Source organism: Micromonospora sp. NBC_01699 (assembly GCF_036250065.1).
GTDB lineage: Bacteria > Actinomycetota > Actinomycetes > Mycobacteriales > Micromonosporaceae > Micromonospora_G.
In genome coordinates this window covers 1,155,706-1,173,354 of the sequence record NZ_CP109199.1, presented here as the reverse complement: position 1 = coordinate 1,173,354, position 17,649 = coordinate 1,155,706, and the positions used below count along the sequence as shown (strand labels likewise).

Below are 17,649 nucleotides of genomic sequence, written 5' to 3'. Positions count from 1 at the left end.
TATCTCGGAGGCGAGAATAGTCCCCAGCAGCGGCGGCTCCGGCGCCGGGTGGCCGGACGCGCCGTCGGGGCGGTCCACCGGCCTGCACCGTTCGGCTGACGTCGCGGTGCGCGATTACGCGGGGTCGAGTAGTAACCGGTAGTGCTCGGCGAAGATCCGGGCGCCACGTCCGCGCAACAACGGATCGCGCAGCGGTGGCGGCACGTCCCTGGTCCGGTCCCGGTCGCGGGTCCGGTCCAGCACCCATTTCGTACGCGGGCGCCGACGACTCTCGTAGCGGTCCAGCGCCTCACCGACGGTGTCCGCCGCCACGAGTGCCCGAGCCAGCACCAGGGCGTCCTCCAGTGCCATCGCGGCCCCCTGGGCCAGGGTCGGCGCGGTGGCGTGAGCGGCGTCACCGACCAGCACGACCCGCCCGCGCGACCAGCGTCCCAACTCGACCTCGTCGCTCAACCCGACCCGAACCGAACGGATCGCGTCGAGTACCGCCGGCACCGGGCCGCCGTACTCGGCGAAGCGTTCCCGCAGCCGGGCGATCGGGTCGTCCGGCAGGTCGGCACAGGTCTCGTCGGCGTAGCAGTGCAGCCGACCGGCGCCCATCGGAACGACGACGAAGGCGCAGTGGTGGCCGAGCAGCACCGTCCAGTCGGTGACCCTGGGCCCACCGGTCACCACGCTGCGGTAGACAACCTGGCCGACCGGCCGGGCCGGACCGCCGAGGGCGGCCAGCGTCCGTACCGTCGAGTGCCGGCCGTCGGCCCCGATCACCAGGTCGTACTCGCACTGGCGGCCGTCGTCGAAGGTGACCGTGACGGCGTCGCGGATCAGCTCCAACGTGTTGATCGCGGTGCCGTACCGGACCTCGCCCCCGGCGGCGGTCAGCAGCACCTGGTGCAGTTCGGCCCGGGGCAGCGCCCGGCACTCCCCCACCCCGCCCCAGAGCAGCCCGAGGTCCACCTCACAGAGCCGCCGCCCGCGTACGTCAAGGAAGCGCTGCCGTGCGATCACCTGGCCCAGTGGTCGGACCGGGCTGTCCAGACCCAGCTCACGCAGGGCGCGGGCGGCATTACCCGGTAGGTAGATGCCGCCCGCGATGGCCATCGGCGTGGACTGCCACTCGGTCACCTCGGGCCGGAAACCGGCGAGCCGGAGGGCACGGGCGGTCGCCAGACCGGCAATGCCTCCGCCGACGATGAGGATGCGCAGGGTGGAACCGAGCATGTTGGTGACGCCTCCGGGAGGGGTCTCGGCACGCGTTGAAGCCAAGACGCTACTCCGCGCGATCGCTCACCGATAGCACCTCGTGCGGGTGGCGCCCCGCGTCCTACCGGTGGCGATCGTCAACGCTGTACGCGGGCCCCGGCACCCCGCATCAACGCCTCGACCTCCTTGCGACTGGCCATCGAGGTGTCGCCGGGGGTGGTCATGGCCAGAGCACCGTGGGCGGCACCGTACTCGACCGCGAGCGCGAGGTCACCGTGTTCCATCAGCCCGTACACCAGGCCGGAGGCGAAGCTGTCGCCGCCGCCGACCCGGTCCAGGATCTCCAGCCCCGCCCGGTGTGTCGCCTCGACGAATCCCGAGTCGGCGGACCAGGCCACCGCACCCCAGTCGTTGACCGTCGCGCTGCGTACGGTGCGCAGCGTGGTGGCGACCACCCGGAAGTTGTCGTACTCCTTGGTCACCGCCTCGATCATGCGGCGGAAGTTGGCCGCGTCCAGGTCGGCCAGGGACTCGTCGGTGCCGGGCACCTCGAAGCCGAGCGACGCGGTGAAGTCCTCCTCGTTGCCGATCATCACGTCGACGTACCGGGCCAGCCGGCGGTTGACCTCCTGCGCCCGCGCCTGCCCGCCGACCGCCTGCCAGAGGCTGGGCCGGTAGTTGAGGTCGTACGAGATGATCGTGCCGTGCCGGCGGGCGGCGGACATCGCCGCCTCGATGGTCTCCGGGGTGGTCTCGGACAGGGCGGCGTAGATGCCGCCGGTGTGCAGCCAACGCACGCCCAACGTGCCGAAGAGGTGGTCCCAGTCGACGTCGTCGGCGCGGAGCTGACTGGCGGCGGTGTGCCCCCGGTCCGAGGTGCCGATCGCGCCCCGTACGCCGAACCCCCGCTCGGTGAAGTTGAGTCCGTTGCGGACGGTGCGCCCGATCCCGTCGTACGGCATCCACTTGATCAACGCGGTGTCCACGCCGCCGGTCAGGACCAGGTCCTCCAGCAGCCGGCCGACCTCGTTGTCCGCGAACGCGGTGACCACCCCGGTACGCAGTCCGAAGCAGCGGCGCAGCCCACGGGCGACGTTGTACTCCCCGCCGCCCTCCCAGGCACGGAACCCCCGCGCGGTACGCACCCGGCCCTCACCCGGGTCGAGCCGCAGCATGATCTCGCCGAGCGACACCAGGTCGTAGCGGCACTGGTCGGCGGGACGAAGCTCGATCACGGTCACACCTGACTCCCGGTGGCGGCGTCGCCAGCAGCGGCGTTTGCGCTGGCAGCGGCTTGCGCGGCGGATACGGCGGCGGCGGTGAGCCGGGTGACCTCGTCCCACCGGCCGGCGGTGAGCAGGGCCGGGGCGACCATCCAGGTACCGCCGACCGCGAGCACCGCGGGATGAGCGAGGTAGTCGGACAGGTTGGCGGTGTTGACCCCGCCGGTCGGGATGAACCGGACCGAACGGAACGGCGCGGCTAGCGCCTTGATCATGTTGAGTCCACCGAGTTGCTCGGCCGGGAAGAACTTCACCGTGTCCAGCCCCGCGTCGAGGGCGAACTGGATCTCGGTCGCGGTGGCGGCACCGGGAAAGACCGGTACGCCCAGTTCCTGGCAGTGCCTGACCACGGCTGGCCCGAAGCCGGGGCTGACCACGAACCGGGCGCCCGCCTCCACCGCCCGGTCGACCTGCGCCGGAGTGAGTACGGTGCCGGCGCCGACCAGCAGGTCCGGCCGCTCGGACATGAGTGCGATGGCCTCGGCGGCGGCGGCGGTCCGGAAAGTCACCTCGACGGTGTGCAGTCCGCCGGCGGTCAGCGCGGCGGCGAGCGGAACGGCCGCCGCCGCGTCTTCGAGCACCACCACCGGCAGGATCCGCCCGGCCGCGATGGCCGACGGGACCGAGTGCCGCCCGTCAACGCCGGCCGTGGCCGTGGCTGTCGTCATGGCCGTGGCTCTCGTCGTGGCCGTGGCTCTCGTCGTGGCCGTGGCTCTCGTCGTGGCCGTGGCTCTCGTCGCCGTCAGATCCGATGATTGTTCAGAATGATGAACGCTAGTCACATACGTGACCCTACTGCGGCGGTCCGAGCTGTCAAGCGGGCTAGAGTGACCGCCATGACGAGCACCGCCGACGCAACCAGAAGCGAGGCGACCAGAAGCGACGTAACCAGAAGCGACGTAACCAGAAGCGACGTAACCAGGAGCGACGTAAGCAGGAGCGACGTAACCAGGAGCGACGCAACCGGGAGCAGCGCAATCGGGAGCAGCGCAATCGGGAGCGAGACGGCCAGGGACGACGCGGCAAAAACCAGGATGGCCAGGGACGACGTGGCAGAAACCGGGGTGGCCAGGGGCGAGGCGTTCCAGCCCGTGAAGTCCGCCGGGCGGACGCTGGACGTGCTGGAGGCGCTGGCCGACGGCGCCGGCCCCCGCTCCCTCGGCGAACTGGCCCGCGCGCTGTCCATCCCGAAGAGCAGCCTGCACGGCATCCTGCGCACCATGATCGGGCGCGGCTGGGTCGAGGCGGATCTCACCGGGACCCGCTTCGGGCTGGGCGTACGGTCCCTCCAGGTGGGTGCCGCGTACCTGGAGACGGACACCGTGACCGGGCTGCTCAGCGGGGTGCTCGACCAGCTTGCCGGCGAGTTCGGCGAGACGGTCCACCTCGGCCGGCTCGACGGTCCGTACGTCGTCTACCTGGCCAAACGCGAGTCGGTGCACCCGCTGCGGCTCTACAGCGCCATCGGTCGGCACCTACCGGCACACGCCACCGCACTGGGCAAGGTGCTGCTCGCCGAACGTACCGACGAGGCGGTCGACCGGCTGCTGCACTGGCCGCTCGCCGCCCTCACCCGGCAGACCATCACCGATCCGGGTGCCCTGCACGACGAGCTGGCCACCATCCGGTCCCGTGGATACGCCGTGGACCGGGAGGAGAACACCGACGGCATCGTCTGCTTCGCGATGGCCGTACCGCTTCAGGCCCCCGCCACCGACGCGATCAGCCTCTCCATCCCGGCCACCCGCCTGGACACCACCACCGAACCCCGAATCGTCACCGCCCTGACCACCGCCCTAACCCAAATCCGAGCCGCCCGCCCCCTCCTCCCCACCCTCTAACCCCCACCCCACCCCACCCCACCCACCCACCCCACCCCACCCCACCCCTCCCCCCGCGCCCCCTCTCTCCTCGTGGATCTAGGGCATATGGTGGCTTGTTGATCTCCAATCACCCCCATTTGCCCTAGATCGACGGGGAGAGGGGTGGCGCGGGGCGCGGGGCAGGGCAGGGGGAGGGAGAGGGGGAGGGAGAGGGGGAGGGAGGGGCGGGGAGGGGGTGGGGCTTTGACGGGGGTGAATGGGTTGGGGGATGATGGGAGCGCTCCCGGCGGAGTTGGCGGGGAGTGCGTTGGCAGTTGGGACACACTGCACGGCCACCCACCGTCCAAGGAGCATCCATGAGAACCGTCCGCGCCATCGCGGCGGCCGGCCTGCTCGTCGCGGGTTCGCTCGTCGCCATCGTGGCCGCCGGCCCCGCCCAGGCCGACACCCAGATCTGCGAGCAGTACGGCTCGACCACCATCCAGGGCCGCTACGTGGTCCAGAACAACCGCTGGGGCACCACCGCCCAGCAGTGCATCAACGTCACCTCGACCGGCTTCTCGGTGCTCAGCCAGCAGGGCTCGGCGCCGACCAACGGCGCTCCGGTGTCGTACCCGTCGGTGTATCTGGGGTGCCACTACGGCAACTGCTCGCCGGGCAGCAACCTGCCACTCCAGGTCAGCCGGATCAGCAGCGCCACCAGCAGCATCAACTACACGTACGTCGGCGGCGCGACGTACAACGCGTCCTATGACATCTGGTTGGATCCGGCGCCGAAGACCACCGGCGTGAACCAGATGGAGATCATGATCTGGTTCAACCGGCAGGGCTCGATCCAGCCGATCGGGTCGCGTACCGGCAGTGCGACCGTCGGCGGGCGCGGCTGGGAGGTGTGGACCGGCAACAACGGCGGCAACAACGTGATCTCCTACCTCGCGCCGTCGCCGATCACCGCCTGGAACTTCAGCGTGCTCGACTTCATCAACGACGTGCGCAACCGGGGCGCGATCACCAACTCCTGGTATCTGACCAGCATCCAGGCCGGTTTCGAGCCGTGGCAGGGCGGGGCCGGGCTCGGCGTCACCTCGTTCGCCGCGGCGGTCAACAGCGGCACGCCGCCGACGAACCCGCCGACCACGCCGCCGACCGCCGGGCCGCCGACCACACCGCCACCAAATCCGGGTACGGGCAGTTGCCGGGTCGGTTACACCTCGAACTCCTGGCAGAACGGGTTCACCGCCGACGTCAGCGTCACCAACACCGGCTCCGGACCGGTCAACGGCTGGACCCTGACCTACGACCTGCCCGCAGGGCAGCAGGTGACCAGCGCCTGGAACGCCACCGTGACGCAGAGCGGATCAGCGGTGACCGCCCGGAACATCGGTTGGAACGGCACCATCGCCCCCGGCGCCACGGTCACCTTCGGACACCAGGGCACCCACGGCGGTGGCTACACGACGCCGACCGCGTTCACCCTGAACGGCACCGCCTGCGCCCGGGGCTGACGAACGGCCACGGTTGACCGACGATCGACCCCTGGTCGCCCGGGACGCGTTCGCGGAACCCGGACGACCAGGGGCTCAGTAGTCGCGGCGGACCGGTGCGGCGCCGCCGTCGGGCGAGCCGAAGCCGGACCAGCCCTGCGGTGCCATCGCCTGCACCGGCTGCTGTAGCCGGGCGGGCGGCGGTGCGGTGATGTCCTTCGGCGGCAGGCCGGCACCGAGGTCCAGCGACCCGTACGGGTATCCGGCGTCGGCGAAGACGACCCGGCTCAGATCCTGGCCGGGCAGGTCGGCCGGCAGGTCGCGGGGTTGACCGGGCGGCAGCACCGGGGCCAGTGCCTGGAACACGGCCCGGACCCGGTCACCCCGGTAGTCGGCCGGCGAGTACGTGGCCCGCAGCAGCGCTCCGCCGTACGACAGCGGCACGACCTCGGCGAACGCGCCGGTGTCCCGCAGCGCGGCGACGCCACCCAGGCGGGCCAGCAGTTCCTCCGGGCAGAGCGTCACCCACTCGTAGCCGCGCAGGTAACCGCGGCTGGCCTGGGCCGACTCCTCCACCGGTCGGGCGAGCACCGAGTCGAGCAGGGTCGCCGGCGCGATGGTTCCGGCGTTGACGACGATCTCGCCGTACGAGGGGTTCGCCACGTCGCCGACCCGCCGGGTCAGTTCGAGCAGCGCCGGAACCACCTGTGCCAGCCGTCCGGGCCGTCCTTCGAAGCCCACCGACACCTGCAACTTCAGGTGCCGTCGGGGCGCGAACCGGAATACGTACAGTTCGAGTTCGGAGGCGACCGCCGCCGGGTCGACGTCGGCCCAGTGCGCCGAGAGCTGGTAAAGCCCCTCGGTCAGGCCGTCCACCCAGCGTTGCGGGCGGCGCCGCCGGGCCCGCCCGTCCGCGTGCTGTTCGTACGCGCTGAGCGACAGCCACGGTTCGGGTGCCCCCTCCGGCTGCACGAACGGCAGCAGCAGCCGGCATGCCTCGTCGTACCAGTGTTCGAGCAGTGCGAGGCTGCGGGACGGGTCGTCGCCGCAGTCCAGATAGAGCAGGCAGGTGGCGAAATCGGGCTCCGATTCGCTGTAGTGCCCCCACAGCGGCGGTACGGTGCCGCCGCGGTCCACGTCATTGTTCATCTGTGCGCCTCCCCATGGCTCCACCCCAGGTCCCTGTTCCCACCCTCCCGTTTCGCCCGGCCCGCTGTGCCACCGGTCAGGGCGCGGGTCGAGTGGTTCGGTCTGTGGGTGACGCCACTTTGCCCTAGAACGGCGAGAAAATCCACGGGCAACGCGGCGCGGCGTTACACATACTGGCTGTTAGTCACGGAATTGACAGTTCGGCCGTCCAGATTGGTAATACACCAGGTCAGGGCCGGGAGACAACATCGCTCAATGGGCCCGGTTACAACACTCTGCGTAGTCGAAGCGCCTCGTGGGCGACGATGGCGGGGCGGTACGGAGGCAGCGGCGGCGGTTGGTCCGGGATGTGCCCCGTGGTGGTCGGTTCCGGGGCGGTCGAGCCACTGTCCATTTCGGACTGGTCGGCGTACGGAATCGGTCCGGTCGGCGCGCGGACCGGTCAGGCCCGCTCCACCACGACGGTGGTCGACTTGATCACCGCGACCGCCGTCGACCCCACGTCGAGCCCGAGTTCGTCGACGGCCTCCCGGCTCATCAGCGACACCACCCGGAACGGCCCGGCCTGGATGTCGACCTGTGCCATCACCGAGTCCCGGCTCACCGCGGTCACGATCCCGCGCAGCCGGTTGCGCGCCGACGAGCGCCCGGTGCCGCCGTCGGGCGCCTCGGCCAGCGACTGGGCGAAAACGGCCAGGTCGGCACCGGCGATCGTCCGGTGGCCGTGCCCGTCCCGGGTAGCGGCGAGTCGGCCCGCGTCCACCCAGCGCCGGACCGTGTCCACGCTGACCCCGAGCAAGTCGGCCGCCTCACCAATCCGGTACGTCGCCACCCGCCCAGCCTAGAGCCGGGTGCCGGTCCAGGCCCCGGCACCGCCGGACGGGACCACCGGACGGAACCGGGCCCCGGAGGCGATTGCCCCGGGGCCCGGACCGGCCAGTCGTGGATCAGGTGGTGCGGTGGTGGATCAGGCGGTGAAGGAGAACCTCGCCCGGCGGCGGATCAGCGTCAGTGCGATCGCACCGGCCCCGATCAGTGCCACCGCGATGGCGAACAGGGTGCCCACCGGGGCACCGGTGATCGGCAGGCCGCCGTGGACGTACCGGAAGGTGATGCCGTTGGACGTACCGGCCGGGGTGGTCACGGTGACCGTGGTGTCACCCTTGCGGCAGGACGGGGTGACGAAGGTCAGCGACAGCCCGTTCGGCGCGACGGTGACCGCGCTGGCCTGGACCGTCCGGCCGCAGATCGTGACCGTGGTCTGGCCCGGCACGAAGCCGCTGCCGGTGACCGTCACCGTGGTACCGCCGGAGGTCGGCCCCTGGTTCGGGTTGATTCCGTTGACGGTCGGCGCGGCGATGACGTACGAGAAGCCGTTCGGCGCGGTGGCGTCCGGGCCGGGCAGCAGCACGACCACGTCGACCGGTCCGACCGGTCCGGGCGGGGTGGTGACGGTCAGCGAGGTGCCGTCCGGACTCACCACCACGTTGGTGCCGGGGATGCCGCCGAAGGTGACCCCGGTGGCGCCGCTGAAGCCGGTGCCGGTGATCGTCACGTTGGTGCCGCCCGAGGTCGGGCCCTGGTTCGGGTTGATGTTGGTGATCGTCGGCGCGAGGTAGGTGAAGTTCGGTGCCGTCGCGGTGCCGCCCGGGAAGACCAGGTTGACCGGGACCGCCCCGGCGGCGTGCTGCGGGGTCATCACGGTGATCGTGGTGCCCGCCGGGTTGACCGTGAAGCCGGTGCCCGGGGTGCCGTCGAAGGTCACCCCGGTGGCGCCCTGGAATCCGGTGCCGGTGATGGTGACCTGGGTGCCGCCGGCGGTCGGACCGGAGGTCGGGGTCAGGCTGGTGACGTTCGCGTCGCTGCCGTCGGCGAGATAGGTGTACGCCAGCGGTGCCGCCGATCCGCTCGGGGTGGTGACCACGACCGAGGCGGGTCCGACCGCACCGGCCGGGGTGGTCGCGACCAGCGTGTTGCCATCGGTCGCCACCACCACGGTGGTGGCCGGTACGCCGTCGAAGGTGACCGTGGTGTTGCCGGGGACGAAGTTCGTGCCGATGATGGTGATCTGCTGGCCGCCGGACTGCGGCCCGGAGTTCGGGTTGATCGACGCGGCGGTCGGTGCCGGCGGGGCCGCCGCCCGTTCGCAACTGGCCTCGGCGAGGATCACGCTACCGACGTTGACGTTGATCGGCAGGCCGAGCACCTGGCCGGTGATGGTCACGGCGGCGAGCAGGGCGGTCGCGGTGGCGCTGCCGGCGGCGACCGTCTCGACCCCGGTCAGGGTGACGTTGAGCGCGGCGCCGACCACGCCGGGGATGCCGACCGCGAGGCTGGCGTTGACTCCGGGGGTGTTGGGGACCACCACGACCGGCGTGCCGAACAGGTTCAGGCCGGCGATCGTGGTGTCGGCGGTCTGCGCACCGACGGCCGGGCAGGTCACCGCCGCGGTGATCGCGCTGGCGGTGACGACGCTGGCGCCGAGGATGCCCAGCGACAGGTTCTCGATCTCCGAGGTGGCGGACGAGATGCCCGGATCCCGGCTGGCGCTGACGTTCACGGTGCCGCTGGCGGTCACACCGAGCGCACCGGGCAGGCTGATCGCCAGTGCGGTGTCCGAGTCGGTGCCGCCGCCGGGCGGGGCGCTGACGTCGCCGATGGTGGCGTTCGCCGTGATGATCGGGATGCCGGCGACGGAGGCGTCGAGGTCGACCACCACCCCTCGGGCCCGCGCGTCGCCGGGCGCCGCGAGGGCGGGCGTGGCGGGACCCATGACCGCCGCTCCGGCGACCGCGAGGGTCAGTACCGCTGTGGACGTGTTTCGCCAGAAAGGACGCACCGTTGCCTCGTCTCAGATCACGCCAGAGTCTTCTCGCGGAACGAGAAGGAGCTACTCAAACCTGATCTCAGTAACGACGGCATTTAGTGGCAGTTACTACCAAAAGGGGCCTATCCCCCTCAAGGCGTACAAGCCTGGCAAAGTACACAAAAGGTCGAAGGCGATGGGCTAGCCGGCGAGGGCGTCGATGCGGCGCAGTTCGTCCTCGTCGAGCGAGAAGCCGAACACGTCGAAGTTGGCCCGGATCCGGTCCGCCGTCACCGACTTGGGGATCACCACCACGCCGTGGTCGACGTGCCAGCGGAGCACCACCTGGCTGGTGGTGACGTCGTGCGCGCGGGCGATGTCGACCAGCACCGGGTGGTTCAGGTCGGTGGTCTTGAACGGGCTGTACCCCTCCAGCGCCACCCCGCGCTGCCGGTTCTCGGCCAGCCGGTCCGGGTCGTACAGGGTCGGGCCCCAGCGGATCTGGTTCACCGCCGGCGGCTCCTCGGTGGCCTGGATCAGCACGTCGAGCTGGGTGGTGCCGTAGTTGCTCACGCCGACCGCACGGGCCAGCCCCTCGGTGCGTACGGCCAGGAACTCCCGCCAGACGTCGAGTCCGCCACCCCGCTGCGGCGGCCAGTGGATCAGCCACAGGTCGACGTAGTCGGTGCCGAGGGCGGCCAGGCTGGCGGCCAACGTACGCCGTTCGTGGCCGGCGTGTTCGGGCGGCAGTTTGGTGGTGAGGAAGACCTCCTCGCGCGGCACCCCGCTGTCCCGCAGGGCCCGCCCCACCTCGTCCTCGTTGCCGTACGCGGTGGCGGTGTCGATGTGCCGGTAGCCGGCCTCCAGTGCGGCCCGTACCGCCTCGTAACCGGCCCGACCGGTGGCCTGCCAGGTGCCGAACCCGACCAGTGGCATCGCCACCTCGCCGGGGAGGGCGACCGTCGGTTGGTCCACAGATGAGGTCATGGCGTCTCCTACCCGCAGTGGCCGGGACCATGCACGGGGTCGCCGGGTCGGGGGGACAATACGCGTGCCGGTGACGGCTCCGGACGTCTGCGCGGGATCGCCCAGCCGACCGGCGTACAGTTTCTGATCTTCGGACGGTGCCCCGGCGCGCGGACGCCCGCTCCGAGTCGTTCCGCCGCACGGACCCGAGGAGAACGGTGTACCTGACCCACCTGGAGTGCCCGCGCTGCGGCGAGACCGCCGAAGCCGACCGGCCGCAGAACCTCTGCTCCTGCGGCTCTCCCCTGCTGGCCCGGTACGACCTGGACGCGGTGGCCGCCGCGGTCAAGCCGACCGAGATCGCCGGCCGCCCGGCCGACCTGTGGCGCTACCGGGAGTTGCTGCCGGTGGCCGACGACGCGAACGTGACCACGCTGGGCGAGGGTTGGACGCCGATGGTGAAGGCGCCCCGCTACGGCGCCGGGATCGGCCTGCCCGGCCTGTTGATCAAGGATGAGGGGCTGATCCCCACCGGTTCGTTCAAGGCGCGCGGCGCGGCCGTCGGGGTCAGCCGGGCCAGGGAACTCGGGATCCGCCGGGTGGCGATGCCGACCAACGGCAACGCGGGCGCCGCCTGGGCCACCTACGCCGCCCGTGCCGGCATGGGCGCGACCATCGCGATGCCGGTCGCGGCGCCGACCATCACCCGGCGCGAGGTCATCGCCGCCGGTGGCGACCTGCACCTGATCGACGGCCTGATCAACGACGCCGGCCGCTACATCGCCGGTCTGATCGCCGCGTCGGCGGACTCGCCCGAGGGCCCGATCTTCGACGCGAGCACGCTCAAGGAGCCATACCGGCTCGAAGGCAAGAAGACCATGGGGTACGAGATCGTCGAGCAGCTCGGCTGGCAGGTGCCGGACGTCATCCTCTACCCGACCGGCGGCGGGGTCGGGCTGATCGGCATCCACAAGGCGCTGCACGAGATGCGCCAGCTCGGCTGGATCGGTGACCGCTTCCCCCGGCTGGTGGCGGTCCAGTCCACCGGCTGCGCGCCGATCGTGCGCGCCTTCGGCTCCGGCGCCCGACGGGCGCAGCCGTGGGCGGACGCGCAGACGGTGGCGTTCGGCATCACCGTGCCGGCGCCGCTGGGCGACGAGCTGATCCTGGACGCGCTGCGGGACACCGGCGGCACCGCGATCGCCGTACGGGACGAGGACATCCTGGCCGACCTGCGCGAGTTCGGGGCCCGTGAGGGGCTGCTGCTCTGCCCCGAGGGCGCGGCCTGCCTGACCGCCGCGAAGCAGTTGCGGGCCGGTGGCTGGATCCGGGGCGACGAGCGGGTGGTGGTGCTCAACACCGGTGCCGGCCTGAAGTACCCGGAGACGGTCGACGCCGACAACCTGCCGGTGCTGCCCCGACCGTAACAACGCCGAACCGCCCCGACCTCCACACCACTGAACTGCCCCGAAACCGCCCGAGCCGCGCCTGGTCAGCGCAGAATCGCGGTAAGCACGCAGTCTGGACCGATTCCGGACAGACTGCGCGTACCGCCTGCCTCGGGAGGATCCGCGATGACCACGCGACCGCACTCCGAACCCACCGCCAAGTCTCGGCAGCTGGCCGCCGCGCAGGTCGATCCGCTGACCGGGTACCTGACCACCGACCAGGGCATCCGGGTGTCGGACACGGACAACTCGCTGCGGGCCGGCGCCCGTGGGCCGAGCCTGCTCGAAGACTTCCACCTGCGCGAGAAGATCATGCGCTTCGACCACGAGCGGATCCCGGAGCGGGTGGTCCACGCACGCGGGTCGGGCGCGCACGGTTACTTCCAGGTGTACGAGTCGCTGGCCGACCGTACCGCCGCCAGCTTCCTGCACGACCCGTCGGCGCGTACGCCGGTGTTCGTCCGGTTCTCCACCGTGCAGGGATCCCGTGGCTCGGCGGACACCCCGCGCGACGTACGCGGTTTCGCCACGAAGTTCTACACCGAGCAGGGCAACTTCGACCTGGTCGGCAACAACATGCCGGTCTTCTTCATCCAGGACGGGATCAAGTTCCCGGACCTGGTGCACGCGCTCAAGCCGGAGCCGCAGCACGAGATGCCGCAGGCCGCCTCCGCGCACGACACGTTCTGGGACTTCGTGTCGCTGCAACCGGAGACGATGCACCACGTCATCTGGCTGATGTCCGACCGGGCGATCCCGCGCAGCTTCCGCACCATGCAGGGCTTCGGCGTACACACGTTCCGGCTGGTGAACGCGGCCGGTCGGGCGACGTTCGTGAAGTTCCACTGGACGCCGGTGCTCGGCACCCACTCGCTGGTCTGGGACGAGGCGCAGAAGATCGCCGGCAAGGACCCGGACTTCAACCGCCGGGACCTGTGGGAGGCGATCGACGCCGGCCACTTCCCGGAGTACGAACTCGGCATGCAGTTCATCCCGGAGGACCAGGAGTACGCCTTCGACGACATCGACCTGCTCGACCCGACGAAGATCATCCCGGAGGAGGTGGTGCCGGTGACGCCGGTCGGGCGGATGGTGCTCGACCGCAACCCGGAGAACTTCTTCGCCGAGACCGAACAGGTGGCGTTCTGCATCGGCAACGTGGTGCCGGGCATCGACTTCACCGACGACCCGCTGTTGCAGGCCCGGCTCTTCTCCTACCTCGACACCCAGCTCACCCGCCTCGGCGGCCCGAACTTCGCCCAGCTCCCGATCAACCAGCCGGTCGCACCGGTGGCCAACCACCAGCAGGACGGCTTCCACCAGCAGACGATCCGACGCGGACCGGCCAACTACCACCCGCACTCGATCGGCGACGACGGTCCGCTGATCGCCGGGCCGGACGCGCAGCCGTACGTCCACTACCCGGAACGGGTGGACGGGCCGAAGGAACGCCGCCGCAGCGCCACCTTCGCCGACCACTACGGCCAGGCCACCCTGTTCTGGAACAGCATGTCCGACTGGGAGCGGGAACACATAGTGGCCGCGTACCGGTTCGAGCTGGGCAAGGTCACCCGGCCCCGGATCCGCGCGCTGATGGTGTCGCACCTCAACCGGATCGACCACCGGCTGGCCACCGCCGTCGCGGCCGGGATCGGGGTGCCCGCACCGGAACCGGAGGGTGAGAACCACGGCCGCCGCTCCCCCGCGCTGAGCCAGGCCGACACGGCCCGGGAGACGATCCTCGGCCGGAAGATCGCGGTCCTGGTCACCGACGGGGTGGACCGGCAGAGCGTCACCGTGCTGGAGCAGGCGCTGACCCGGCTGGGCGCCACCGTCGAGTTGCTCGCCCCGGTCGACGGAAACGTGACCACCGCCGACGGCGGCGCCCTGCCGGTCACCAGGGCGATGACCACCGTCGCCTCGGTCCTCTACGACGCGGTGCTGCTGCCGGCCGGCGAGGACGCCGCGGTGGCGCTGGCCGGTGACGGGTACGCGGTCCACTTCGTCGCCGAGGCGTACAAGCACGCCAAGCCGATCGGCATCCTCGGCCACGGGCTGACGGTGTTCAACCAGGCCGGGCTGACCACCCCGGCACCGGACCGCAGCGGCGTGGGCCGGGCCGCCGGAGTGGTCGTCCAGTCAGCGGCCGGGGCGGCGGGTGACGACTTCGTCGCCAGCTTCGTCGAGGCAGTGGCCCGGCACCGACACTTCGACCGGGCACTGGACGTGGTCCCGGCCTGACCTTCGGGCAGGTCGGGCGGACTCAGCCCCGGAAGACCGGGTTTGGCTGGGTGAGTTGCCAGGCGGCGTTGATCAGGCCGACGTGGGAGAGTGCCTGCGGCGTGTTGCCGAGATGCTGGCCGCTGGCCGGGTCGATCTGCTCGGCGAAGAGTCCCAGGTCGTTGCTGCGGGCCAGGGTACGTTCGAACAGCGCCTCGGCGCGTTCCCGCTTACCGATCATGTCCAGGCACTCGACCAGCCAGAACGTGCAGAGTACGAACGCCGCCGGGTCACCCGACCAGCGCCGGATCAGCCCGTCGCTGCCCAGCCGGCTCTCGATCACCTCGATCGTCGACCGCATCCTCGGCTCGGCCGCCGGCAGGAACCCCGTCAGCGGCATGATCAGTGCCGAGGCGTCCAGTTCGTCGGTGCCGATCACCCCGACGTACGCGCCGAGGCGCTCGTTCCAGCCCTCCGCCAGCACCATCGCCCGGACCTCGTCCCGCGCCGAGGACCAGCGGCTCACCCGCGCCTGTCCGTGCGTACCGAGCTTGGGTGCCAACTGCACCGCGCGGTCCAGCGCCAACCAGGCCATCACCTTCGACGACAGGAACTGCCGCTCGGTGCCCCGCTCCTCCCACATGCCGCAGTCCGGCTCCCGCCAGCTGCCCGCCACCCCGTCGGCGAGGTCGATCAGCATCGCCCGCAACTCGTCGTCGAAGGCGCCGAGCTGGTCGCTGAGCCGCTTCGTGGCGGCGAAGATCTCGCCCGGTACGTCGAGCTGGCGCTGCCCCCAGGCGTCGTTGCCGACCCGGACCGGGCGGCTGTTCGCGTAGCCGCGCAGGTGCGCCAACGAGTGCTCGGTCAGGTCCCGTTCACCCTCCACGCCGTACATGATCTGGATCGGGTCGGAGCCGATCCGACCGGCCGAACGGGCCGCCCAGGCGAACAGGCGGGACGTCTCGTCCGGGCAGGCGGCCACCCAGAGCGCCTGCATGGTGAACGCGAAGTCGCGCAGCCAGGCGTACCGGTAGTCGTAGTTCCGGCTGCCGCCGGGGTCCTCCGGCAGCGAGGTCGTGGCGGCGGCCACCAGGGTCCCGCTCGGCACGTACGTCAGCCCCTGCAACACCAGTGCGCTGCGCCGCACCTGGGCGGCGTACCGCCCCCGGTAACTGTGCACCGACCCGAGCGAGCGCCACGCCTGCGCGGTGTCGGCGACACTCGCCCGCCGGGCGGGATCGTCGCCCGGCACCGCCGGGCCGTACGCCGGCGCGTACGCGAGCTCGAACTCGACCACCTGTCCGGCGGCGACGTCGAACTCGGCGGTGGCGTCGCCCCGCTCGCAGTGCAGCGACACCGGTGCGCTCAGGGTCAGCGTCGCCGGCCCGGCCGCCGCCACCACCCGGCCCCGCTCGTGGTGCACGTACGGCGCCAGCAGGCCGTACTCGGGGCGGGGTACGAACTCGGTCCGCATCCGTACGCTGCCCGTCAGCCCCTCGACGACGCGCAGCAGCACCGCCGGCGAACGCCGGCCCAGGTCGTGCCCGCGCGCCCCCGGTTCGATGGCGAGCGCGTCGGTGACCGCCACGCTCCCGCTGTCGGTGTGGTGCACGGTACGCAGCACCAGTGTGCCCGGCAGGTAGTCCCGTTCGGTCCGGTAACCGTGGTGCCCCTGCGCGGTCGGGGCCAGGCGCCAGTGCCCGGCGTCCGGGTCGAGCAGCCGGCCGAAGACCGACGGGCTGTCGAACCGGGCCGGGCACCACCAGTCGACCGAGCCGCCCCGGCCGACCAGCGCCGCCGATCGGCAGTCGGAGAGAAAGCCGTAGTCGGAGATCGGGGCGTCGGTGTTCACCGGTACGGACACCGCCCCCGGATACCCCGATCCCCACCGCTCAGCCTCGGGAGGTCGGCGCGATCGTCGGGCTCAGGAGGTCGGCGGCTCGTCCTGGCCGGCTTCCTCGGCGGCGTCGGCCTCGTCCTTGGTCTTGTGCACCGCCTGGTCGGCGTGCTCCGGCGGGCCGTAGACGGTGTAGAGCACCAGCGGGTTGGGGCCGGTGTTCACGAAGTTGTGCTTCGTCCCCGCCGGCACCACCACCAGGTCACCCTGGGCCACCGCCTTGGTCTTGCCGGCCACCCGGGCCTCGCCGGTGCCGCTGACGAAGGTGAGGATCTGGTCGGTGTCCTCGTGGACCTCCTCGCCGATCTCACCGTCGGCCGGAATGGTCATGATGACGAGTTGGGTGTGCTCGCCGGTCCAGAGCACCCGACGGAAATCCGGACTCTTCTCGGCGACGGTCGCGATAGTGAAATGCTCCATGTCCGCCTACTTACCCGGACGGCGACCGGATGACGCGCGACCGGGCGGATCAGGTGTCGGGTCCGGGCATCGACAATCGATGCGGCGGTGAAGGTTTGCCACCCACCGGGGCGGGAACGTCATTGACTGATCGGCGCTACGGGCACCCCGGGGCCGGTCGAGCCAGGTCCTCGCTGGCGTACTGCCGAAGGGCTGCGACGGTGGGAGACGGCCAGAGCGCGGCGACGCCCGGCACACGTCGGGCGGCGCCGCGCGCTCGTGTACCCACCGGGCACACTCCCCACCCGTTGCTGCGAGACGTGGCAGGTGACCCGTGACCCGTGACACCAGTGGTCCCCGGAACCTGAGCCGGTTCCGGGGACCGCTGGTCGGGGTGTCAGGAAAGCACAGCGAGGTGGAACGAACGGTCGGCGAGTACGCCGGTGGAGCTGAAGGTCTGGACGAAGACGCCGTTGACGACGCCGGTCCGGCCGACCACGGCGATCTCACCCGGGGGCGACTGGCCGTCGCTGCCGGTCAGCCCGATCGTGCCCAGGTAGGCCGAGCCGGTGAGGTCGTGGTTGAAGATCACCTGGTACATGCCGACGCTCAGGCGGGCGGCGGAGAGCACGCCGTATCCGCGTACGACCGCGCCGTTGCCGCCGTTGACGACGGCGAAGAGGGTCTGGGCGGTGGGCGGCAGCCCGGCGGTGGTGGACGGGACGAACTCGGCGTGGGCTCCGGCCGCTTCGGCGGTGGCGGACGGCTGGGCGGTTGGCTTGCTCTTGCTGGTGGCGGCTTCGGCCATGGCGGTGCTCCTTGGTGGGGCGGGCTGACGGCAGCCCGCGAGAATGGAGGAAACGGCATGGATAGTCTGATCAGGGAACAAAGGTGGAATTACGCCTGATCAATGCCAATTACCCCTCTAAGGCTAGGCGCGACTACCGCCAGTGACCAGCTCGTACACCTGT

The 17,649-nt window shown here is 71.1% G+C and carries 14 protein-coding genes; 4 read left to right on the top strand and 10 right to left on the bottom strand.

Features of this window, described 5'->3' with window-relative positions:
• Positions 1 to 114 precede the first annotated feature (114 nt).
• From OG792_RS05315 to eda, 3 genes are all read right to left on the bottom strand, one after another.
• Complete coding sequence (locus tag OG792_RS05315; RefSeq protein ID WP_329111124.1) at positions 115 to 1,221, bottom strand: FAD-dependent monooxygenase; 1,107 nt, start codon at positions 1,219 to 1,221, stop codon at positions 115 to 117.
• A 119-nt stretch (positions 1,222 to 1,340) separates the two neighbouring features.
• The gene (locus OG792_RS05310) at positions 1,341 to 2,438 is read right to left on the bottom strand and encodes a sugar kinase (protein WP_329107877.1); all 1,098 of its coding nucleotides are present in this window, start codon (positions 2,436 to 2,438) and stop codon (positions 1,341 to 1,343) included.
• Between the two features lie 2 nt (positions 2,439 to 2,440).
• Positions 2,441 to 3,154 (bottom strand): bifunctional 4-hydroxy-2-oxoglutarate aldolase/2-dehydro-3-deoxy-phosphogluconate aldolase, encoded by a 714-nt coding sequence (eda, locus tag OG792_RS05305; RefSeq protein WP_329107875.1) that lies wholly within the window; start codon positions 3,152 to 3,154, stop codon positions 2,441 to 2,443.
• A gap of 381 nt (positions 3,155 to 3,535) precedes the next feature.
• On the opposite strand from eda, the gene OG792_RS05300 reads away from it, so the two are divergent.
• Both OG792_RS05300 and OG792_RS05295 read left to right on the top strand, forming a co-directional pair.
• Complete coding sequence (locus OG792_RS05300) at positions 3,536 to 4,327, top strand: IclR family transcriptional regulator (protein WP_329107873.1); 792 nt, start codon at positions 3,536 to 3,538, stop codon at positions 4,325 to 4,327.
• A 338-nt stretch (positions 4,328 to 4,665) separates the two neighbouring features.
• Complete coding sequence (locus tag OG792_RS05295) at positions 4,666 to 5,814, top strand: GH12 family glycosyl hydrolase domain-containing protein (RefSeq protein WP_329107871.1); 1,149 nt, start codon at positions 4,666 to 4,668, stop codon at positions 5,812 to 5,814.
• Positions 5,815 to 5,889: 75 nt separating this feature from the next.
• Here OG792_RS05295 and OG792_RS05290 read toward each other — a convergent pair whose 3' ends face one another.
• From OG792_RS05290 to OG792_RS05275, 4 genes are all read right to left on the bottom strand, one after another.
• Positions 5,890 to 6,942 (bottom strand): hypothetical protein, encoded by a 1,053-nt coding sequence (locus OG792_RS05290; protein ID WP_329107869.1) that lies wholly within the window; start codon positions 6,940 to 6,942, stop codon positions 5,890 to 5,892.
• Positions 6,943 to 7,384: 442 nt separating this feature from the next.
• Positions 7,385 to 7,774 carry a TOBE domain-containing protein gene (locus tag OG792_RS05285; protein WP_329107867.1) on the bottom strand — a complete coding sequence of 130 codons (390 nt, stop codon included), beginning with the start codon at positions 7,772 to 7,774 and terminating at the stop codon, positions 7,385 to 7,387.
• Between the two features lie 135 nt (positions 7,775 to 7,909).
• Entirely contained in the window at positions 7,910 to 9,715 is a 1,806-nt protein-coding gene (locus OG792_RS05280) for an IPT/TIG domain-containing protein (protein ID WP_329107865.1), read from the bottom strand.
• Between the two features lie 234 nt (positions 9,716 to 9,949).
• Positions 9,950 to 10,735 (bottom strand): aldo/keto reductase, encoded by a 786-nt coding sequence (locus OG792_RS05275; protein WP_329107863.1) that lies wholly within the window; start codon positions 10,733 to 10,735, stop codon positions 9,950 to 9,952.
• Positions 10,736 to 10,932: 197 nt separating this feature from the next.
• Here OG792_RS05275 and OG792_RS05270 point away from each other — a divergent pair, with 197 nt between their 5' ends.
• Positions 10,933 to 12,141: a threonine synthase gene (locus OG792_RS05270; RefSeq protein WP_329107861.1), complete on the top strand. Its 1,209-nt coding sequence runs from the start codon at positions 10,933 to 10,935 to the stop codon at positions 12,139 to 12,141.
• 30 nt (positions 12,142 to 12,171) lie between these two features.
• Positions 12,172 to 14,403, top strand: coding sequence for a catalase (locus tag OG792_RS05265; RefSeq protein WP_442932442.1), 2,232 nt, complete (start codon positions 12,172 to 12,174; stop codon positions 14,401 to 14,403).
• Between the two features lie 22 nt (positions 14,404 to 14,425).
• Here the strand turns inward: OG792_RS05265 and OG792_RS05260 are convergent, their stop codons facing one another.
• From OG792_RS05260 to OG792_RS05250, 3 genes are all read right to left on the bottom strand, one after another.
• Entirely contained in the window at positions 14,426 to 16,246 is a 1,821-nt protein-coding gene (locus tag OG792_RS05260) for a glycoside hydrolase family 15 protein (RefSeq protein WP_329107857.1), read from the bottom strand.
• Between the two features lie 60 nt (positions 16,247 to 16,306).
• On the bottom strand, positions 16,307 to 16,699 hold the full coding sequence (locus OG792_RS05255) for a cupin domain-containing protein (protein WP_329107855.1): 393 nt from the start codon (positions 16,697 to 16,699) through the stop codon (positions 16,307 to 16,309).
• A 376-nt stretch (positions 16,700 to 17,075) separates the two neighbouring features.
• Positions 17,076 to 17,486: a hypothetical protein gene (locus OG792_RS05250; RefSeq protein ID WP_329107853.1), complete on the bottom strand. Its 411-nt coding sequence runs from the start codon at positions 17,484 to 17,486 to the stop codon at positions 17,076 to 17,078.
• Positions 17,487 to 17,649: the final 163 nt, after the last annotated feature.

Excerpts from the sequence above, each read along its gene's own strand:
- OG792_RS05250 (WP_329107853.1), bottom strand. The coding sequence starts at position 17,486 with ATGGCCGAAGCCGCCACCAGCAAGAGCAAGCCAACCGCCCAGCCGTCC.
- OG792_RS05315 (WP_329111124.1), bottom strand. The coding sequence starts at position 1,221 with ATGCTCGGTTCCACCCTGCGCATCCTCATCGTCGGCGGAGGCATTGCC.
- OG792_RS05295 (WP_329107871.1), top strand. The coding sequence starts at position 4,666 with ATGAGAACCGTCCGCGCCATCGCGGCGGCCGGCCTGCTCGTCGCGGGT.
- eda (WP_329107875.1), bottom strand. The coding sequence starts at position 3,154 with ATGACGACAGCCACGGCCACGGCCGGCGTTGACGGGCGGCACTCGGTC.
- OG792_RS05255 (WP_329107855.1), bottom strand. The coding sequence starts at position 16,699 with ATGGAGCATTTCACTATCGCGACCGTCGCCGAGAAGAGTCCGGATTTC.
- OG792_RS05280 (WP_329107865.1), bottom strand. The coding sequence starts at position 9,715 with ATGGGTCCCGCCACGCCCGCCCTCGCGGCGCCCGGCGACGCGCGGGCC.
- OG792_RS05290 (WP_329107869.1), bottom strand. The coding sequence starts at position 6,942 with ATGAACAATGACGTGGACCGCGGCGGCACCGTACCGCCGCTGTGGGGG.
- OG792_RS05275 (WP_329107863.1), bottom strand. The coding sequence starts at position 10,735 with ATGACCTCATCTGTGGACCAACCGACGGTCGCCCTCCCCGGCGAGGTG.